The sequence below is a fragment of the Streptomyces sp. AC627_RSS907 genome (assembly GCF_019049165.1).
The window spans coordinates 24,905-43,452 of sequence record NZ_JAGMUE010000013.1 but is presented as its reverse complement, the minus strand read 5'-3'; the positions used below and the strand labels follow the sequence as shown (position 1 = coordinate 43,452).

Here is an 18,548-nt window from a genome sequence, read left to right as displayed (position 1 = left end):
ACGTACCGGGTGGGCTGTCCTGCCGGACGGCCCACCCGGGTGACGCCCCGTCAGCGCGACGTGAGCGACGGCCTGCGCCGCCACCGGCGTGACGCCACGACGGTCTGTTCCGCCGTCAGGCGTCCGGCCCCGCCGCCGACATGCCGTGCACGGCCGGGACGGTGCCGAGCCGGCCCTTCTGGAAGTCCTCGAAGGCCTGCATCAGCTCGTCCTTGGTGTTCATCACGAACGGGCCGTAGTGGGCCATCGGCTCACGGATGGGCCGCCCGCCGAGGAGGACGACCTCCAGGTCGGGCGTGTGCGAGTCCTGCTTCTCGTCCGCCCGCACGGTCAGGGAGCCGCCCGCGCCGAAGACCGCCGTCTGGCCGAGGTGGACCGGGCGGCGCTCGGCCCCGACCGAGCCCTTGCCCGCCATCACGTACGCCAGCCCGTTGAAGTCCTCCCGCCAGGGCAGGGTGACCTCCGCGCCCGGCGCGAGCGTCGCATGGACCATCGTGATCGGCGTGTGCGTGATGCCGGGACCCTCGTGGCCGTCCAACTCACCGGCGATGACGCGCAGCAGCGCGCCGCCGTCGGGGGAGGTGAGCAGCTGCACGGACCCGCTGCGGATGTCCTGGTACCTGGGGGCCATCATCTTGTCCTTGGCCGGCAGGTTGACCCACAGCTGGAGCCCGTGGAACAGCCCGCCGGACATCACCAGCTGCTCCGGCGGCGCCTCGATGTGCAGCAGGCCGGAGCCCGCCGTCATCCACTGGGTGTCGCCGTTGGTGATGGTGCCGCCACCACCGTTGGAGTCCTGGTGGTCGAAGATCCCGTCGATGATGTAGGTGACGGTCTCGAAGCCGCGGTGGGGGTGCCAGGGCGTGCCCTTGGGCTCTCCGGGCGCGTACTCCACCTCGCCCATCTGGTCCATCATGATGAACGGGTCGAGATGGCGGTAGTTGATCCCGGCGAACGCGCGGCGCACCGGGAAGCCCTCGCCCTCGAAACCGCTGGGCGCGGTCGTGACGGTGAGCACGGGACGTGCGACGGCGTCGGCGGGTGCGGATACGCGGGGCAGCGTCAACGGGTTCTCGACGGTCACTGCAGGCATGTCGGTACCTCCTCGGGTACGCCCACTTTAGTTGAGCGTTGAACTTCTTGCCACCTCAAACCGAAAGAGCCCGGAGGGCATTCCCTCCGGGCTCTCAGCGACGACGACCGGTCGGCCGTCCGTGTGACAAGGCCGTCCAGCCGCACACAAGGCCGTCTAGCCGTACATGCGACGCATGGCGAAATCGACCATCTGTTCGACGGCTTTCGCGTCGAACACCATCCGGTGGTCGCCCTCCATGTCCAGCACGAAGCCGTAGCCGGTCGGCAGGAGGTCGATCACCTCCGCCCCCGTGATCACGAAGTACTTGGACTCCTTGCCCGCGTACCGGCGCAGCTCCTTGAGGGAGGTGAACATCGGGATCACCGGCTGCTGGGTGTTGTGCAGGGCGAGGAAGCCGGGGTTGTCACCCCGGGGGCAGTAGACCTTCGACGTCGCGAAGATCTGCTGGAAGTCCTCGGCGGACATCTGCCCGGACGTGAAGGCGCGCACCGCGTCCGCGAGCGAGGGCGGGGACGGCTCGGGGTACAGCGGCGGCTGCTGCTGCCCGTAGCCGCCCTGCATCTGCTGCTGCGGCGGGACGTAGCCCTGCTGTGCCCCTACGTTCTGGTCGTAGCCGTACATGCCCCAAAGACTACTGACCTCCCACGAGGGGTGAGTCACAGATGTCCTGATCGGGGTTGCTTCTTATTACCGACGGGTAGCATCATCGTAGCTACTTGTTGGTACGTGAACTGGTGCGAGGAGTCAGTGCCTCGCCGATCTCTCTCTACGGAGCCGTCGCCATGGGGCACTACAAGCCGAATCTCCGGGACATCGAGTTCAACCTCTTCGAGGTGCTCGGCCGCGACAAGGTCTACGGCAGCGGCCCGTTCGCGGAGATGGACACCGACACCGCCAAGAGCGTCCTGGAGGAGCTGACCCGCCTCTCCGAGAACGAGCTGGCCGAGTCCTTCGCCGACGCCGACCGCAACCCGCCGGTCTTCGACCCGGAGACCAACACCGCGCCGGTGCCCGCGTCCTTCAAGAAGAGCTACCAGGCCTTCATGGACTCCGAGTACTGGCGCCTGGGCCTGCCCGAGGAGATCGGCGGCACCACCTCGCCCCGCTCCCTGATCTGGGCCTACGCGGAGCTGATCCTCGGCGCCAACCCGGCCGTGTGGATGTACTCCTCCGGCCCGGCGTTCGCGGGCATCCTCTTCGAGGAGGGCAACGAGGTCCAGAAGCACATCGCCAAGATCGCCGTCGAGAAGCAGTGGGGCTCCACCATGGTGCTCACCGAGCCGGACGCCGGCTCGGACGTGGGCGCCGGCCGCACCAAGGCCGTGCAGCAGGAGGACGGCTCCTGGCACATCGAGGGCGTGAAGCGCTTCATCACCTCCGGTGAGCACGACATGTCGGAGAACATCCTCCACTACGTCCTCGCCCGCCCCGAGGGCGCCGGCCCCGGCACCAAGGGCCTGTCCCTCTTCCTCGTCCCGAAGTACGAGTTCGACTTCGAGACCGGCGAGCTGGGCGAGCGCAACGGCGTCTACGCCACCAACGTCGAGCACAAGATGGGCCTGAAGGCCTCCAACACCTGCGAGATGACCTTCGGCGACCGCCACCCCGCCAAGGGCTGGCTGATCGGCGACAAGCACGACGGCATCCGCCAGATGTTCCGCATCATCGAGTTCGCCCGCATGATGGTCGGCACGAAGGCGATCTCCACCCTCTCCACGGGCTACCTCAACGCCCTGGAGTACGCCAAGGAGCGCGTCCAGGGCCCCGACCTGGCCAACTTCATGGACAAGACGGCCCCCAAGGTCACCATCACGCACCACCCGGACGTCCGCCGCTCCCTCATGACGCAGAAGGCGTACGCCGAGGGCATGCGCGCGCTCGTGATGTACACCGCCTCGGTCCAGGACGAGATCCAGCTCAAGGAGGCGAACGGCGAGGACGCCACCGCCGAGCACGCCCTCAACGACCTCCTCCTGCCGGTCGTCAAGGGCTACGGCTCGGAGAAGGCCTACGAGCAGCTCGCGCAGTCGCTCCAGACCTTCGGCGGCTCCGGGTTCCTCCAGGAGTACCCGATCGAGCAGTACATCCGCGACGCCAAGATCGACACCCTCTACGAGGGCACCACGGCGATCCAGGGCCAGGACTACTTCTTCCGGAAGATCGTCCGCAACCAGGGCGCCGCGCTGAACTCGCTGGCCGAGGACATCAAGAAGTTCCTCGCCCTCGGCACCGGCGGCGAGGAGCTGGCCGGCGCCCGCGAGCACCTCGCCAAGGCCGCCGTCGAGCTGGAGGCCATCGTCGGCCTGATGCTCACCGACCTCGCGGCCACCGAGCAGGACGTCAAGAACATCTACAAGGTGGGTCTCAACACCACCCGCCTCCTCCTGGCCTCCGGTGACGTGATCGTCGGCTACCTGCTCCTCAAGGGCGCCGCGATCGCCGCCGAGAAGCTGCCGACCGCGTCCGCCAAGGACAAGGCGTTCTACACCGGCAAGATCGCGGCGGCGAAGTTCTTCGCGGCCAACGTCCTGCCCGGCCTCACGCTGGCCCGCAAGGTGGCCCAGGGCGTCGAGCTGGACCTGATGGAGCTGGACGAGGCGGCGTTCTAGTCGCCACCCGGTCCGGGAGGCCGGGGCCCGGGACCCGGAAAGCCCGGTCTCCACACTCCCCACACACCCTCACGAGGGCCCGCCCCCGGCAGACGGGGAGCGGGCCCTCGCACGTCGTTAAGGTGAAACCATGAGCGCACCCTCCCGCTTCGACCGCGGCCACACCGACGACCTGATGACCTTCCTGGCGGCGAGCCCGACGCCGTACCACGCCGTGGCCAACGCCGCCGAGCGGCTGGAGAAGGCGGGCTTCCGGCAGGTCGCGGAGACGGACGCCTGGGAGGGGACGACGGGCGGCACGTACGTGCTGCGCGGTGGCGCGATCGTGGCCTGGTACGTCCCCGAGGGCGCCGCGCCGCACACCCCTTTCCGCATCGTCGGCGCGCACACCGACTCCCCCAACCTGCGCGTCAAGCCGCGGCCCGACAGCGGTGCGCACGGCTGGCGCCAGATCGCCGTGGAGATCTACGGCGGGCCGCTGATGAACTCCTGGCTCGACCGCGACCTGGGGCTGGCCGGGCGTCTCACCCTGCGCGACGGCTCGACCCGGCTGGTCGACGTCGACCGTCCGCTGCTCCGCGTCCCCCAGCTCGCCATCCACATGGACCGCAACGTGTCCACGGAGGGCCTCAAGCTCGACAAGCAGCGCCACCTCCAGCCCGTCTGGGGGCTCGGCGACACCGTGCGCGACGGCGAACTCATCGCCTTCCTGGAGGAGGAGGCCGGCCTGGAGCCCGGCACGGTCACCGGCTGGGACCTGATGACCCACTCCGTCGAGCCGCCCGCCTACCTGGGCCGCGACCGGGAGCTGGTGGCCGGTCCCCGCATGGACAACCTGCTGTCCGTGCACGCCGGGACCGCCGCCCTGGCCGCCGTCGCGGCCTCGGGCACCGGCCTCCCGTACATCCCCGTGCTCGCCGCCTTCGACCACGAGGAGAACGGCTCCCAGTCGGACACCGGCGCGGACGGCCCGCTGCTCGGCGGCGTGCTGGAGCGCTCGGTGTTCGCGCGCGGCGGCTCGTACGAGGACCGGGCGCGGGCCTTCGCGGGCACGGTCTGCCTGTCCTCCGACACCGGTCACGCCGTCCACCCCAACTACGCGGAACGGCACGACCCGACGCACCACCCGCGCGTCAACGGCGGCCCCATCCTCAAGGTCAACGTCAACAACCGCTACGCCACGGACGGTTCGGGCCGCGCCGTCTTCGCCGCCGCCTGCGAGAAGGCGGGCGTGCCCTTCCAGACCTTCGTCTCCAACAACTCCATGCCCTGCGGCACGACGATCGGCCCGATCACCGCGGCCCGGCACGGCATCCGCACCGTCGACATCGGCGCGGCCATCCTGTCGATGCACAGCGTCCGGGAGTTGTGCGGCGCCGACGACCCGTACCTGCTGGCGAACGCGCTGGTGGCGTTCCTGGAGGGCTGAGCCCGCGCCGCGCTCCCGGCCGGAACGCCCTTGCGCCGCATGGCCGTTCCGGCCGGGGGTACCCGAACGGAACCGGATCGACCGGAAAAACCCGGAACCGACCGGCTCTACAGGGAGGCAACACTCATGGGCCTCGGCGGGTGCATCATCCTCATCGCCGTGGGAGCCATCCTCACGTTCGCGACCGACTGGGACATGCAGGGCGTCAACCTCGACCTGGTCGGTGTCATCTTCATGATCGTCGGCTTGATCGGTGTCGCGACGTTCAGCAGCATCGCCCGGCGCCGGCGCGTCGTGATGCCACCGACGACCCCGGTCGTCGAGGAACGGCCCCACCACCACACCCGGGACGGGTACAGCGACGGCTACGGCGCCTGAGCGCCGCCGCGGGACGGGGGCGACATCCTCACCGCCGCGGGCAGCGCGGCGGCGCTCGGCCTCGGGCTGCACATCTGGCGCAAGGACCACGGCGCCGAGATCGCCAACGCCGTCTCCCGGCGGCTGGTGTTCGCCGCGCACCGGGAGGGCGGACAGCGGCAGTTCGTGGAGCGGCCGGTGCCCCACGTGCCCGACGAGTCGCTCGCGCCCCTGCTGGAGTGGGCACAGGAGCGGCTGGACGAGCCACTGACCGTGACGGACCTGGCGGAGCGCGCGGCGGTGTCACCGGCGACCCTGCACCGGCGGTTCCGGGCACAGCTGGGGACGACGCCGCTCGCCTGGCTGACGGCCGAGCGCGTGACCCTCGCGCGACGGCTGATGGAGCGCGGGGAGGAGCGGCTGGACGTGGTGGCGGCGCGCAGCGGGCTGGGGACCGCGGCGAACCTCCGGGCGCGCCTGCGGCGCGAGACCGGGCTCAGCCCGTCGGCCTACCGGCGGCGTTTCGGTCCGGGCGCGGGGGAAGCGATCACGTCATGAGATTCCTCGTGTACGACCGGCTCCTCGGCTTCGGCGACGACTACTGGATCGAGGACGAGCACGGCGACAAGGTCTTTCTCGTCGACGGCAAGGCGCTGCGGCTGCGGGACACCTGGGAGCTGAAGGACGCCCGGGGGCGCGTGCTCATCACCATCCGGCAGAAGATGCTCGCCCTGCGGGACACGATGGTCATCGAGCGGGGCGACGAGCCGTTGGCACGGATCAGGCGCAAGCGGCTGTCCCTGCTGCGCCACCACTACCGGGTGTCCCTGGCCGACGCCGACGGCACCGAGCTGGACGTCAGCGGGAAGATCCTGGACCGGGAGTTCGTCGTCGAGTACGAGGGTGAGCCGCTGGCCGTCGTCTCCCGGCGGTGGCTGACCCCGCGGGACACCTACGGCGTGGACGTCGTCCGGGACGACGCGGACCCGGCGCTGCTGATCGCACTGACGGTGTGCGTGCTCCACCTGGCGGAGAAGGAGCGGGAGAAGGGGGCTGGGGACGGCTGGGGACGGCCTGAGGACCGCTGGGGACGGCCTGAGGACGGCTGAGGACCCGCTCTGACCCGGCGCCCTCAGCGCCGCGGCGTCTCGAGCCCCAGCACCCGGTCCTTCAGGGCCGGGAACTGCTCGCGGGTCCGCGCCACCTGCCCCGGGTCGAACTCCACCGTGAGGACCTCCTCGTCCGCGCCTGCCTCCGCCAGCACCTCGCCCCAGGGATCGACCACGATCGAGTGACCGGCCTGCGGAACCCCGGCGTGCGTCCCGGCCGTTCCACACGCGAGGACGAACGCCTGGTTCTCCACCGCCCGTGCCCGCGCCAGGAGCGTCCAGTGGGCCCGGCGGCGCTCCGGCCAGCCCGCCGGGACGACGAGGGTCTCGGCGCCGGCGTCGACGAGGGAGCGGAAGAGCTCGGGGAAACGGAGGTCGTAGCAGGTCGCCACACCCAGGGTCGTCGCGGGCAGACGGACCGTCACCAGCTCGCCGCCCGCGCCCATCAGCACGGCCTCGCCCCGGTCGAAACCGAAGCGGTGGATCTTGCGGTAGGCGGCGGCCAGACCACCGGAGGGAGAGAAGAGGAGGGAGGTGTTGTAGAGCGTCCCGTCCGGGTCCCGTTCCGGGATCGAGCCCGCGTGCAGCCACACGCCCGCGTCGCCCGCCGCCTTCGCCATCGCCTCGTACGTCGGGCCTTCCAGCGGCTCGGCCTCGTCGCCGAACGCCTCGAAGGCGAAGGCACCCGTGGTCCACAGCTCCGGCAGCACGACGAGGTCGGCGCCCGCCTGGGCCCGGACCAGTGACGCCGCTCGCAGGCGGCGCGCTTCGGTCGTTTCGCCCTCATCCACGGCGATTTGGAGCAAAGAGGCGCGCACAGTACCACCGTCCTGCCATTCGGGCCGTCCCCAAGGGTGTCCACACGGCCTACGATCGTCACACGAAAGCACTGCCGGGGTGCCGCACAGCAGCGTAACTTAGCGTCTCGACAAGCCCACTGACCGCCGCCACCTCCCGCAGGCACCGCCGCCGAAACAACCGCCCGTGTACCGACCGCCGAGGGGTCCCGTTCCGTGAGTCTGCATCCCACCCTCCAGCCCTACGCCGACGCCTGGACTCACTCCATCGAGGCGATATCCGAGCTGGTCCAGCCGCTTGTGGAGGCAGAGTGGAACCGCCGCACCCCCTGCCCGGGCTGGTCGGTGCGCGACGTCGTCTCCCACGTTCTGGGCCTGGACTCCGAGATGCTCGGCGACCCGCGCCCCATCCACACGCTCCCGCGCGACCTCTTCCACGTCACCAACGACCACCAGCGCTACATGGAGATGCAGGTCGACGTCCGCCGCCACCACACGGCGCCGGAGATGACGTCCGAGCTGGAGTACATGATCATCCGCCGCAACCGCCAGCTGCGGAACGAGTCCCGGGACCCGGGCACGAAGGTGCGCGGCCCGCTCGGCACCGAGCTGACCCTGGAGGAGGCCATGCGCCGGCACGCCTTCGACGTGTGGGCGCACGAGCAGGACCTGCGTACGGCCCTCGGCCGCCCCGGCAACCTCGACTCCCCCGGTGCCCATGTCGCCCGTGACGTGCTCCTCGCCGAGCTGCCGGGTGTCGTCGCCGATCGCGCGGACGCGCCGCGCAGCTCGGCCGTCGTCTTCGACGTCCACGGCCCGGTCGAGTTCCTGCGCACCATCCGCGTCGACATCCAGGGCCGCGGCTCCCTGGAGACGGCGCCCGCCCTCGGCCCCGCCGCCACCCTCACCCTCGACTGGGAGACGTACGTCCGCCTGGCCTGCGGCCGTGTGACCCCGCAGGCGGCGGCGGACCGCGTCAAGACGGAGGGCGACCCGGACCTGGCGGAGGCGATCCTGCGGAACTTCGCGGTCACCAAGTAGCGCCGGGGAGCGCGACCCGCCCGTCCGGCCCCTGCGGACGAGGCCCGTTCCGGCCGAGGCCCGGGCCCGGGTGCGGCAGCCCCCGGCCGGGCCCGCCCCCGCGCCGGGTGCCTACGCGGGCACGTGCACCGTCTCGACCCGGCTCGCGACCAACCGCTCCCGCTCCCGCCGGGCCGCCCGCTTGCGCAACCGGAGGATCTGCGTCACCCCGAGCACCTGCAGCACGAACACCGCCGAGAAGGCCACCCCGTAGTCGTCCCCGGTCGCGTCCAGCAGCACACCGATGGCGAACAGCGTGGTCATCGAGGCGACGAAACCACCCATGTTCGTGATCCCGGACGCCGTCCCCTGCCGCTCCGGCGGATTCGCCGGCCGCGCGAAGTCGAAGCCGATCATCGACGCCGGCCCGCACGCGCCGAGCACCGCGCACAGCACGACCAGCAGCCACATCGGCGCCCGGTCGGCGGGGTAGGCGAGCGTCGCCGCCCACAGGGCCGCCGTCGCGCCCACCGTGCCGAGCGCCAGCGGCAGCCGCGCCGCGTGGTGCCGGGCGATGATCTGGCCGTAGACCAGGCCGACCGCCATGTTGGACAGCACGACGAGGGTGAGCAGCCCGCCGGCCGTGCCCCGGGACAGCCCCTGCGCCTCCACCAGGAACGGCAGCCCCCACAGCAGCAGGAACACCATCGCCGGGAACTGGGTGGTGAAGTGCACCCACAGTCCCAGCCGCGTCCCCGGCTCCCGCCAGGAGGTGGCGATCTGCCGCCGTACGTACGCGACTCCCTGGTGCGGCGGCGGCTCCGGCGCGTACCCCTCGGGGTGGTCCTTCAGGAACAGCAGCAGCAGGACCAGGACGACCACACCCGCCAGCGCGCTGCCCGCGAACGCCGCCGTCCAGCCGACGCCGTGCAGCAGCCGGGCCAGGACAAGGGTGGAGACCAGGTTGCCCGCCATGCCGACCAGCCCGGCGAGCTGGGCGACCATCGGCCCGCGCCGGGCCGGGAACCAGCGGGTGCCGAGCCGCAGCACGCTGATGAACGTCATCGCGTCACCGCAGCCGAGCAGCGCCCGCGAGGCGAGCGCCATGCCGTACGACGGCGAGAAGGCGAAGCCGAGCTGCCCCACCGTGAACAGGACGACACCGATCCCCAGCACCTTCTTCGTGCCGAGCCGGTCGACCAGCAGGCCGACGGGTATCTGCATGCCGGCGTAGACCAGCAGCTGGAGGATGGAGAAGGTGGACAGGGCCGAGGCACCCACGTGGAAGCGGTCGGCGGCGTCGAGGCCGGCCACCCCCAGGGACGTGCGGAAGATGACGGCGACGAAGTAGACGGCGACGCCGATGCTCCAGACGGCTATCGCGCGCCGGCCGCCCGGAGGATCACCGGGCAGGGCGCTCTTCTCCGGCTCGGCCGGACTCATCGGACCTCCCCCCGGGCCAGGTTCGAGAACCAGCCCACGTGCCGGTGGACCACACCGACGGCCGCCTCCGCGTCCCCGGAGCGCAGTGCGTCCAGGATCTCCTCGTGCTCGGCGAGGGTCTTGGCGATCCGGTCGGGGTGGGAGTGCATCACGGCGACGCCCATGCGCAGTTGGCGGTCGCGGAGCTGGTCGTAGAGGCGGGAGAGGATCTCGTTGCCGCCGCTGCGGACGATCTCGGCGTGGAAGCAGCGGTCGGTGACGGAGGCGGCGACGAAGTCGCCGGCGGCGGCCTGCTCCTTCTGCCGCGCGAGCAGTTCCGCGAGCCGTGTCACGAGGGCGGGCGGGGCGGGTACGGCCTTGCGCGCCGCGTGCTCCTCGACCAGCAGCCGGGTCTCCACCACGTCCGCGATCTCCTGCGCGGAGACGGGCAGGACCAGCGCGCCCTTCTTCGGGTAGAGCCGGATCAGGCCCTCGGCCTCCAGCCGGAGCAGCGCCTCGCGCACCGGCGTGCGCGACACGCCCACCGCTTCGGCGAGTTCGCCCTCCGTGAGCAGCGTCCCGCCCTCGTAACGGCGCTCCAGGACGCCCTGCTTGACGTGGGTGTAGACGCGGTTCGCCGCGGGGGGTTGCTTCACTGCCGTGCTCATGCCCACAGGATAGATACAACAGGGACACAAGACGGGCCTGGTCCATGATGCGGACGCACGGCCACTCGTCAGGGGGATCCGGCACCCCGCCCCGACCGCCGTGCAACCATCCGTGCTATTCACGTGTCGCACACACGCGGCCCACACCGCACGGACCTCAACTGGGCCGCGCCTCAGGGGAACTCTTCACCATCGGGGAATTTGACTTGATAAACAGCATTCAGGGCATCCGCCTTCGCAGAGCCGTCGCCGTCACCCTGACCAGCGGTGCCGTACTCGCGACCGGAGCCCTCGCCACCGCGCCCGCGCAGGCCGCCGCGCCCGCGCGGTCCGCCGCGTCCGCGCAGCCCGCCGCCTCCTTGAAGGCCGTCGCCGCGCCGTCGATCGTCGCCAAGGGCGGCTTCCTGATGAACGACGCGAACGGCGCCTCGCTCTACACCAAGGCCGCGGACACCAGGCGCTCCACCGGCTCCACGACCAAGATCATGACCGCCAAGGTCGTGCTCTCGCAGCCGAAGCTGAACCTGGACGCCAAGGTCACGATCCAGATGGCGTACAGCGACTACATCGTGTCGAAGAACGCCTCGTCCGCCCGTCTGATCGTCGGCGACAAGGTGACGGTCCGGCAGTTGCTGTACGGGCTGATGCTGCCGTCCGGCTGCGACGCCGCGTACGCGCTGGCCGACAAGTTCGGCACCGGCAAGACGCGGGCGGCCCGGGTGCAGTCGTTCATCGGCAAGATGAACTCCACCGCCAAGAGCCTCGGCCTGAAGAACACGCACTTCGACTCGTTCGACGGCATCGGCAGCGGCAAGAACTACTCCACACCGCGCGACCTGACGAAACTCGCCAGCAGCGCGATGAAGAACTCCACCTTCCGCACGATCGTCAAGACCAAGAAGTACACGGCGAAGACGACGACCAAGACGGGCGGCACCCGCACGATGGCGCCCTGGACCAACACCAACACGCTGCTCGGCACGTACAGCGGCGCGATCGGTGTGAAGACCGGGTCGGGTCCGGAGGCCAAGTACTGCCTGGTCTTCGCCGCCACGCGCAAGGGCAAGACCGTCATCGGCACCGTGCTGACCTCCTCGTCGTCGTCCCAGCGCGCCACGGACGCCACGAAGCTCATGAACTACGGCTTCGCCAGGCTGGGCTGACGCCCCGCCGCGAGCGACGGAGCCGCGCGTCCCCGGGGCGGGTCGCGCGGCTCCGTCTCCCGTGACTAGGCCCAGGTGAGCAGGCGCTTGGGCTGCTCCAGAACGGCCGCCACGTCGGCGAGGACCTTGGAGCCCAGTTCCCCGTCGACCAGGCGGTGGTCGAAGCTCAGCGCCAGGGTGGTCACCTGACGCGGTTTCACCTTGCCCTTGTGCACCCAAGGCTGGAGCTTGATCGCCCCGACCGCGAGGATCGCGGACTCGCCCGGGTTGAGGATCGGCGTGCCGGTGTCGACGCCGAAGACGCCGACGTTGGTGATGGTCACCGTGCCGCCCTGCATGGCGGCCGGGGAGGTCCTGCCCTCCCGGGCCGTCGACACCAGCTCGCCCAGGGACCGGGCCAGCTCCGGCAGCGTCTTGGCGTGCGCTTCCTTGATGTTCGGGACGATCAGGCCGCGCGGGGTCGCCGCCGCGATGCCCAGGTTCACGTAGTGCTTGACCACGATCTCCTGGTTCGCCTCGTCCCAGGACGCGTTGATGTCCGGGTTGCGCTTGATCGCGACCAGCAGGGCCTTGGCGATCAGCAGGAGCGGATTCACCCGCAGACCCGTGAACTCCTTGTCCTGCTTGAGCTCCTCGACCAGCTTCATCGTGCGCGTCACGTCGACCGTCACGAACTCGGTGACGTGCGGCGCCGTGAACGCCGAGCCGACCATCGCCGCCGCGGTCGCCTTGCGGACGCCCTTGACGGGGACGCGGGTCTCCCGCGCCGTGTCGTACGACGCCACCGCCGGTGCCGGGACGGGGGCGGCGGGGGCTACCGGGGCCGGGGCCGCCGTCGCCTCCTGGGGTGCCGGGGCCTGCGCGGACGCCACCGCCGCGTGCACGTCCTCGCGCGTGATGACGCCGTCCGGGCCGGTCGGGGTGACCGTGGCCAGGTCGACACCGAGGTCCTTGGCCAGCTTGCGCACCGGGGGCTTGGCCAACGGCCGGTCCCGGAGGGCCGCCGGGCCGGTGCCGTGGCCGTTCATCTCCGCCTGGATCGCGGCCGAGGCGGCCGACGCCTCCGCGGCCGGGCCCTGCGGTGCCGGGCTCTGCGGGCCCTTGCGGGGGCGGCGGCGGGTCGAGGAGGTGGCCACGCCGTAGCCGACCAGGACCGGCTGGCGGCCCTCCGGCTTCGGCTCCTGCGCATCGGCCGAGGCAGGGGCCGGGGCAGGGGCCGCAGCCGCCGTGCCCGACGTGTCCCCGGCGGGCGCCTGCCCGGATCCCCCCGCGGACTCCTCCGCCGCGTCACCGACGGCCACCGCGATGATCGACGTCCCCACGTCGACCGTGGTGCCCTCGGGGAAGTGCAGCTCGCGGACCACTCCGTCGTAGGGGATGGGCAGTTCGACGGCGGCCTTCGCCGTCTCCACCTCGCACACCACCTGGCCGTCGGTCACCGTGTCGCCGGGCTGGACGTACCACTTGAGGATCTCGGCCTCGGTGAGTCCCTCGCCCACGTCGGGCATCTTGAACTCGCGTACGGATCCTTCGGTCATCGTCGTCACGACCCTCTCCTCAGTACGCCAGCGAGCGGTCGACGGCATCCAGCACCCGGTCCAGGTCGGGCAGGTACTCCTCCTCCAGGCGGGCCGGCGGGTACGGGGCGTGATATCCGCCGACCCTCAGCACCGGAGCCTCCAGGTGGTAGAAGCAGCGCTCGGTGATCCGGGCGGCGATCTCCGCGCCCGAGCCCAGGAAGACCGGCGCCTCGTGGACCACGATCAGCCGGCGGGTCTTCTCCACCGAGGCCTGGATCGTGTCGAAGTCGACCGGCGAGATCGAGCGCAGGTCCACGACCTCCAGGGAGCGGCCCTCCTCCGCCGCCGCGTCGGCGACCTCCTGGCAGAGCTTCACCATCGGGCCGTAGGCGGCGAGCGTGAGGTCGGTGCCCTCGCGCACCACGCGCGCGGTGTGCAGCGGGCCCGGGATGGCCTCGCTGTCGACCTCGCCCTTGTCCCAATACCGCCGCTTGGGCTCGAAGTAGATCACCGGGTCGTCGCTCTGGATGGCCTGCTGCATCATCCAGTACGCGTCCGCCGCATTCGACGGGGAGACCACCTTCAGGCCCGCCACGTGCGCGAACAGCGCCTCCGGGGACTCGGAGTGGTGCTCGACCGCGCCGATGCCGCCGCCGTAGGGAATGCGGATGACGACCGGCATCTTGACCTTGCCCAGCGAGCGGGCGTGCATCTTCGCCAGCTGGGTGACGATCTGGTCGTAGGCCGGGAAGACGAAGCCGTCGAACTGGATCTCCACCACCGGGCGGTAGCCACGCAGGGCCAGGCCGATGGCGGTGCCGACGATGCCGGACTCGGCCAGCGGGGTGTCGATGACCCGGTCCTCGCCGAAGTCCTTCTGCAGACCGTCGGTCACCCGGAAGACGCCGCCGAGCTTGCCGACGTCCTCGCCCATGATCAGGACCTTGGGATCCGAGTCCAGCGCGCGGCGCAGCGACTCGTTGATCGCCTTGGCCAACGCCATCTTTTCCGTCGCCATGTCAGACCCCCTCGACCTCTGCGAACGACGCCTGGTAGGCGGCGAACTGGGCGCGCTCCTCGTCGACGAGCGCATGCCCGTCCGCGTACACGTTCTCGAAGATGGCGAACCGGTCCGGGTCCGGCATGGCACGGACCACTTCGCGCACTCGTCTGCCCAACGCCTCGCTCTCCTCCTCCAGTTCCCCGAAGAATCCCTCGTCCGCGTGGTTTGCGGACTCCAGGTAGCGACGAAGACGCAGGATCGGGTCCTTCGCCTCCCAGGCGACGCGCTCGTCGTCGTGCCGGTAGCGGGAAGGGTCGTCGGAGGTGGTGTGGGCGCCCATGCGGTAGGTGTACGCCTCGATCAGCGCCGGTCCCTCACCCCGCCGCGCCCGCTCCAGGGCCCAGCGGGTGACCGCGAGGCAGGCCAGCGCGTCGTTGCCGTCGACGCGGACGCCGGGGAAGCCGAAGCCCTGGGCGCGCTGGTAGAGCGGCACGCGGGTCTGCTTCTCGTTGGACTCGGAGATCGCCCACTGGTTGTTCTGGCAGAAGAACACCACGGGGGCGTTGTACACGGCGGCGAAGTTGAACGCCTCGTTCACGTCGCCCTGGCTGGAGGCGCCGTCACCGAAGTAGGCGATCACGGCGGAGTCCGCGCCGTCCTTGGCGATGCCCATCGCGTACCCCGTGGCGTGCAGCGCCTGGGAGCCGATGACGATGGTGTACAGGTGGAAGTTGTTGCTGTTGGGGTCCCAGCCGCCGTTGTTCACGCCGCGGAACATGCCGAGCAGGTTGGTCGGGTCCACCCCGCGGCACCAGGCGACGCCGTGCTCGCGGTAGGTCGGGAAGACGTAGTCGTCCTCGCGGGTGGCCCGGCCGGAGCCGATCTGGGCGGCCTCCTGGCCCAGCAGTGAGGCCCACAGGCCGAGCTCGCCCTGGCGCTGCAGGGCGGTGGCCTCGGCGTCGAAGCGCCGGGTGAGCACCATGTCGCGGTACAGGCCGCGCAGCTCGTCGGGGGTGATGCCGGCGACGAACTCCGCGTACTCGGCGTACGCGGCGTTCTCGACGCGCTCGCCCTCCGGCGTCAGCAGCTGCACCAGCTCCGTCTCGGAGCCCTTCTTGGCAGCGGCGGTACGGGTGGTGCGCCTCGGGCCGGTGCCGGTACCGCCACCGGTGCTCCCGGCCTTCCTGGTGCCGGTGGTGCCGGCCGCCTTGCTTCCGGCGCTGCGGCGCGGCTTGCGCGCGGCGGTGCTCTCGGTCACGTGTGCTCCTCCGTCGGTCCGGCCCCCGGGTTCGCCGGAAGCCAGTGCGGCTCACCTGCGGCCCGAGGGACGCACAGGGTGGGTGCGCCGCGATCGGGAACAGGCGTGACAGGTGCCCCGGCGAGCGCCCTGCGAACAGCACGTTACCCAGTGCTCCACATTTCTGTGAAACCCCTCCTGACCTGCGTGTTTACTCGGATTTCCAAGTAAATCGGCAAAGTCGGGAACATCTCCTGGTCACAGCCTCGCAGGGGGCCGGAACAACGGCACGTTATCCCGGCCACCCCGGGCACGGGAAGAGCCGGTGTGTGACACTGAGCGCGTGCGCGAAGACGGACATATCCGGGTGTTCCTCCTCGACGACCACGAGGTCGTCCGCCGGGGTGTGCACGATCTGCTGTCGGGCGAGCCCGACATCGAGGTGGTGGGCGAGGCCGGCACGGTGGCCGACGCGCTGGCCCGCATCCCGGCCACCCGTCCGGACGTCGCGGTCCTGGACGTCCGGCTCCCGGACGGCAGCGGTGTGGAGGTGTGCCGCGAGATCCGCTCCCGGGACGAGTCCGTACGGTGCCTGATGCTGACCTCCTTCGCCGACGACGAGGCCCTCTTCGACGCGATCATGGCGGGCGCCTCCGGCTACGTCCTCAAGGACATCCGGGGCGCCGAGCTGCTGAACGCCGTACGGGACGTGGCCGGCGGGCGGTCCCTGCTCGATCCGGCGGCCACCGCGCGCGTGCTGGAGCGGCTGCGCGGCGGCGGGACGGGGGCCGACGACCGGCTCGCCCGGCTCACCGGGCAGGAGCGCCGGATCCTGGAGCTGATCGGCGAGGGGCTGACCAACCGCGCGATCGGCGAACGGCTGCACCTGGCGGAGAAAACGATCAAGAACTACGTGTCGAGCCTGCTGTCCAAACTCGGAATGCAGCGGCGTTCCCAGGCGGCCGCTTACGTGGCCCGCATGCAGGCGGAGAACCGCTGAGCACGCCCTGTCCGGGACCTACGTCCCCACAGGGCGGGGCGGGCGCGGCACCTCGTGGCCGACGGCCGGGTCCTGCTGAGGATGCCCGCGCGCTGCGGGTTCCACCGGGGGTGCGCCGGGAGCGTCGTCGCGTACGGCTCCGACAACCTGGGCTCCGCCGGGCCGGGGGAGAGCCTGTGGACCGTGCAGGTCGTGGGCCGGGTGCGAGGTCCACGCGCCGAGCGCCGCCGAGCTCGAACGGTTCGGCCCCGCGCCGCGCCTGGTGGACGGCGAGCCGTTCGAGCCCGTCTACCTGCGCGTCGAGCCGCGGTTCGGCACCGTGCACGTCACGGACGGCGCCGCCGGCCCCCTGTGACGTCCCCGAACGCCACGCGCGTGGAGCCCGTTCAAACGCCACGCGCGCGTGGAGCCCGTTTCCGGGTCGCACGCGCGCGTGGTGAGGTGTGCGGATCAGCCCGCGGTGCCCGCGTCGGTGCCCGGTTCGCCGGTCTGGCCGCCGTCGGTACCGCCCGTCGGCTCGCCACCCGGGTCGCCGGTCTGGCCGCCGTCGGTACCGCCCGTCGGCTCGCCCGTCGGCTCGCCCGTCGGGTCTCCGGTCGGGTCACCGGTCGGGTCGCCCGTCGGGTCGCCCGTCGGCTGCTCCGTCATGGTCTGCGACGGCGTGTACGACGGCGTGTTCGGCCGCGTCCAGTCCCCGCCGCCCGAGCCTCCACTCCCGCCGTTGTTCTCCTCCGTGCCCGGGTCGGTCGTCTCCTGAGTCGCCTCGTCGCTGGGCGAGGAGCTGGGCGAGGAGCTGGGGGAGGAGCTGCTGGTGCTCTGCGAGGTGGTGGGCGACGGGTTCTTCTCCTTCTCGCCGCCCCCGTCCCTGTTGAGGGCCAGCGCGACACCCGCGGTGATGGCGATCACCGCGAGGACGGCCAGGATCCACAGCTTGCCCCGGCCGCTGCCCCTGTTGCCGCCGCCCTCGAAGCCGCCGTCGTCGCCCCCGCGGTAGCTGTTCGGCAGGATCGGCTGCGGGATCTGCTGGGTGCCGGACGTGCCGTACTCCGACTGCGGCAGCACCGTCGTGCCCGCCATCCCGGCCGCCGGGGTGTGCCGGCCGTCGTGCGCGGCGACCGGGCCGGTGTTCCAGGTGCCGGTGTGGCTGCCCTGCTCGTACAGCATCTGCAGCCCGTACTGCACCAGGCCGCGCATCTCCTCGGCGGTCTGGAAGCGGTCGTCGGGCTCCTTGGCCAGCGAGCGCATGACGAGGCCGTCCAGTTCCGGCGGGACCGCGTCCGAGACCTCGGACGGGGGCGTCGGGATGTCCTGGACGTGCTGGTAGACCACGGACAGCGGGGTCTCGCCGGTGAACGGCGGACGCAGCGCGAGCAGTTCGTAGAGCAGGCAGCCCGTCGCGTACAGGTCGGAGCGGTGGTCGACGGCCTTGCCGAGGGCCTGCTCCGGGGACAGGTACTGCGGGGTGCCCATGACCATGCCGGTCTGCGTCATCGTCGTGGACGCGCCGTGCAGGGCGCGGGCGATGCCGAAGTCCATCACCTTCACCGCGCCGTTGTGCGTGATGATGACGTTGGCCGGTTTGATGTCGCGGTGCACGATGCCGTGCTGGTGCGAGTAGGCGAGCGCCTCCAGGACACCGGAGACGATGATCAGGGCCTGCTCGGGGCCCGGTGCCTCCGCGTTGAGGAGGAGGTCGCGGATGGTGCGGCCCTCGACGATCTCCATCACGATGTACGGCACGGACTGACCGCCGACGAAGTCCTCGCCGGAGTCGTACACGGCCACGATGGCATGGTGGTTGAGGCCGGCCACCGACTGCGCCTCGCGCGTGAAGCGGGCCTTGGAGACCGGGTCCTCGGCGAGATCGGCACGCAGCAGTTTGACCGCCACGGTGCGTCCGAGACGGACGTCCTCGGCGGCGAACACCTCGGCCATGCCGCCCCGTCCGAGCCTGCGGGTCAGGCGGTACCGGCCGTCACCGACCAGCCCGCCGTTCCCCCAGGTCTCCGGCGCGTCAGACATACCGCCGCCAGTCGCCTCGGGTTCGGACGGGCCCTGGGCGCGCTGCTGCTGTGCCATCAGTCCTCGCCGTCGTTTCTGCCCGCGGTGCGCGCGGTG

16 protein-coding genes and 2 pseudogenes are annotated in these 18,548 nt (G+C 71.2%); 9 read left to right on the top strand and 9 right to left on the bottom strand.

Going from position 1 to position 18,548, the window contains the following annotated elements; translation table 11 throughout:
* Window positions 1–115 precede the first annotated feature (115 nt).
* Both KUM32_RS04350 and KUM32_RS04345 read right to left on the bottom strand, forming a co-directional pair.
* A complete protein-coding gene (locus KUM32_RS04350) occupies window positions 116–1,093 on the bottom strand; it encodes a pirin family protein (protein ID WP_217140431.1) in 978 nt (325 codons plus the stop codon).
* 156 nt (window positions 1,094–1,249) lie between these two features.
* Window positions 1,250–1,717: an SseB family protein gene (locus tag KUM32_RS04345; RefSeq protein WP_217140430.1), complete on the bottom strand. Its 468-nt coding sequence runs from the start codon at window positions 1,715–1,717 to the stop codon at window positions 1,250–1,252.
* A 161-nt stretch (window positions 1,718–1,878) separates the two neighbouring features.
* On the opposite strand from KUM32_RS04345, the gene KUM32_RS04340 reads away from it, so the two are divergent.
* The 5 genes and pseudogenes from KUM32_RS04340 to KUM32_RS04320 all read left to right on the top strand — a co-directional run bounded on the left by KUM32_RS04340 (window position 1,879) and on the right by KUM32_RS04320 (window position 6,600).
* Window positions 1,879–3,705, top strand: coding sequence for an acyl-CoA dehydrogenase (locus tag KUM32_RS04340; RefSeq protein ID WP_217140429.1), 1,827 nt, complete (start codon window positions 1,879–1,881; stop codon window positions 3,703–3,705).
* A gap of 130 nt (window positions 3,706–3,835) precedes the next feature.
* Window positions 3,836–5,134: a M18 family aminopeptidase gene (locus KUM32_RS04335; protein WP_217140428.1), complete on the top strand. Its 1,299-nt coding sequence runs from the start codon at window positions 3,836–3,838 to the stop codon at window positions 5,132–5,134.
* 126 nt (window positions 5,135–5,260) lie between these two features.
* Window positions 5,261–5,512, top strand: coding sequence for a DUF6458 family protein (locus tag KUM32_RS04330; RefSeq protein ID WP_217140427.1), 252 nt, complete (start codon window positions 5,261–5,263; stop codon window positions 5,510–5,512).
* Between the two features lie 12 nt (window positions 5,513–5,524).
* A pseudogene (locus KUM32_RS04325) lies at window positions 5,525–6,049 on the top strand (helix-turn-helix domain-containing protein); the annotation flags it as partial.
* A complete protein-coding gene (locus tag KUM32_RS04320) occupies window positions 6,046–6,600 on the top strand; it encodes an LURP-one-related/scramblase family protein (protein ID WP_217140426.1) in 555 nt (184 codons plus the stop codon). The pseudogene KUM32_RS04325 and the gene KUM32_RS04320, both read left to right, overlap by 4 nt.
* Window positions 6,601–6,623: 23 nt before the next feature.
* Here the strand turns inward: KUM32_RS04320 and KUM32_RS04315 are convergent, their stop codons facing one another.
* Entirely contained in the window at window positions 6,624–7,418 is a 795-nt protein-coding gene (locus KUM32_RS04315; RefSeq protein WP_217140425.1) for a carbon-nitrogen family hydrolase, read from the bottom strand.
* Between the two features lie 195 nt (window positions 7,419–7,613).
* Between KUM32_RS04315 and KUM32_RS04310 the strand changes: the two genes are divergently transcribed.
* Window positions 7,614–8,438: a maleylpyruvate isomerase family mycothiol-dependent enzyme gene (locus tag KUM32_RS04310; protein ID WP_217140424.1), complete on the top strand. Its 825-nt coding sequence runs from the start codon at window positions 7,614–7,616 to the stop codon at window positions 8,436–8,438.
* Window positions 8,439–8,549: 111 nt separating this feature from the next.
* On the opposite strand, the gene KUM32_RS04305 is transcribed toward KUM32_RS04310, so the two are convergent.
* Together KUM32_RS04305 and KUM32_RS04300 are read right to left on the bottom strand one after the other, a co-directional pair.
* Window positions 8,550–9,860: a nitrate/nitrite transporter gene (locus KUM32_RS04305; protein WP_217140423.1), complete on the bottom strand. Its 1,311-nt coding sequence runs from the start codon at window positions 9,858–9,860 to the stop codon at window positions 8,550–8,552.
* Entirely contained in the window at window positions 9,857–10,507 is a 651-nt protein-coding gene (locus tag KUM32_RS04300; RefSeq protein ID WP_217140422.1) for a GntR family transcriptional regulator, read from the bottom strand. The genes KUM32_RS04305 and KUM32_RS04300 overlap by 4 nt, the downstream gene beginning before the upstream one ends.
* Window positions 10,508–10,713: 206 nt before the next feature.
* Between KUM32_RS04300 and KUM32_RS04295 the strand changes: the two genes are divergently transcribed.
* Window positions 10,714–11,670 carry a D-alanyl-D-alanine carboxypeptidase family protein gene (locus KUM32_RS04295; protein ID WP_217140421.1) on the top strand — a complete coding sequence of 319 codons (957 nt, stop codon included), beginning with the start codon at window positions 10,714–10,716 and terminating at the stop codon, window positions 11,668–11,670.
* A gap of 65 nt (window positions 11,671–11,735) precedes the next feature.
* Here KUM32_RS04295 and KUM32_RS04290 read toward each other — a convergent pair whose 3' ends face one another.
* The 3 genes from KUM32_RS04290 to pdhA are packed head-to-tail and all read right to left on the bottom strand — an operon-like array spanning window position 11,736 to window position 15,451.
* Window positions 11,736–13,217 carry a dihydrolipoamide acetyltransferase family protein gene (locus KUM32_RS04290; protein ID WP_217140420.1) on the bottom strand — a complete coding sequence of 494 codons (1,482 nt, stop codon included), beginning with the start codon at window positions 13,215–13,217 and terminating at the stop codon, window positions 11,736–11,738.
* A 10-nt stretch (window positions 13,218–13,227) separates the two neighbouring features.
* Window positions 13,228–14,193, bottom strand: a complete 966-nt coding sequence (locus KUM32_RS04285; protein ID WP_217140455.1) for an alpha-ketoacid dehydrogenase subunit beta — start codon at window positions 14,191–14,193, stop codon at window positions 13,228–13,230.
* A 16-nt stretch (window positions 14,194–14,209) separates the two neighbouring features.
* On the bottom strand, window positions 14,210–15,451 hold the full coding sequence (gene pdhA, locus KUM32_RS04280) for a pyruvate dehydrogenase (acetyl-transferring) E1 component subunit alpha (RefSeq protein WP_217140419.1): 1,242 nt from the start codon (window positions 15,449–15,451) through the stop codon (window positions 14,210–14,212).
* Between the two features lie 322 nt (window positions 15,452–15,773).
* Here pdhA and KUM32_RS04275 point away from each other — a divergent pair, with 322 nt between their 5' ends.
* Entirely contained in the window at window positions 15,774–16,430 is a 657-nt protein-coding gene (locus KUM32_RS04275; protein WP_217140418.1) for a response regulator transcription factor, read from the top strand.
* A gap of 42 nt (window positions 16,431–16,472) precedes the next feature.
* Window positions 16,473–16,785 (top strand): annotated as a pseudogene (locus tag KUM32_RS04270) (pyridoxamine 5'-phosphate oxidase family protein); the annotation flags it as partial.
* A gap of 95 nt (window positions 16,786–16,880) precedes the next feature.
* Here the strand turns inward: KUM32_RS04270 and KUM32_RS04265 are convergent.
* A complete protein-coding gene (locus KUM32_RS04265) occupies window positions 16,881–18,509 on the bottom strand; it encodes a protein kinase (protein WP_217140417.1) in 1,629 nt (542 codons plus the stop codon).
* Window positions 18,510–18,548: the final 39 nt, after the last annotated feature.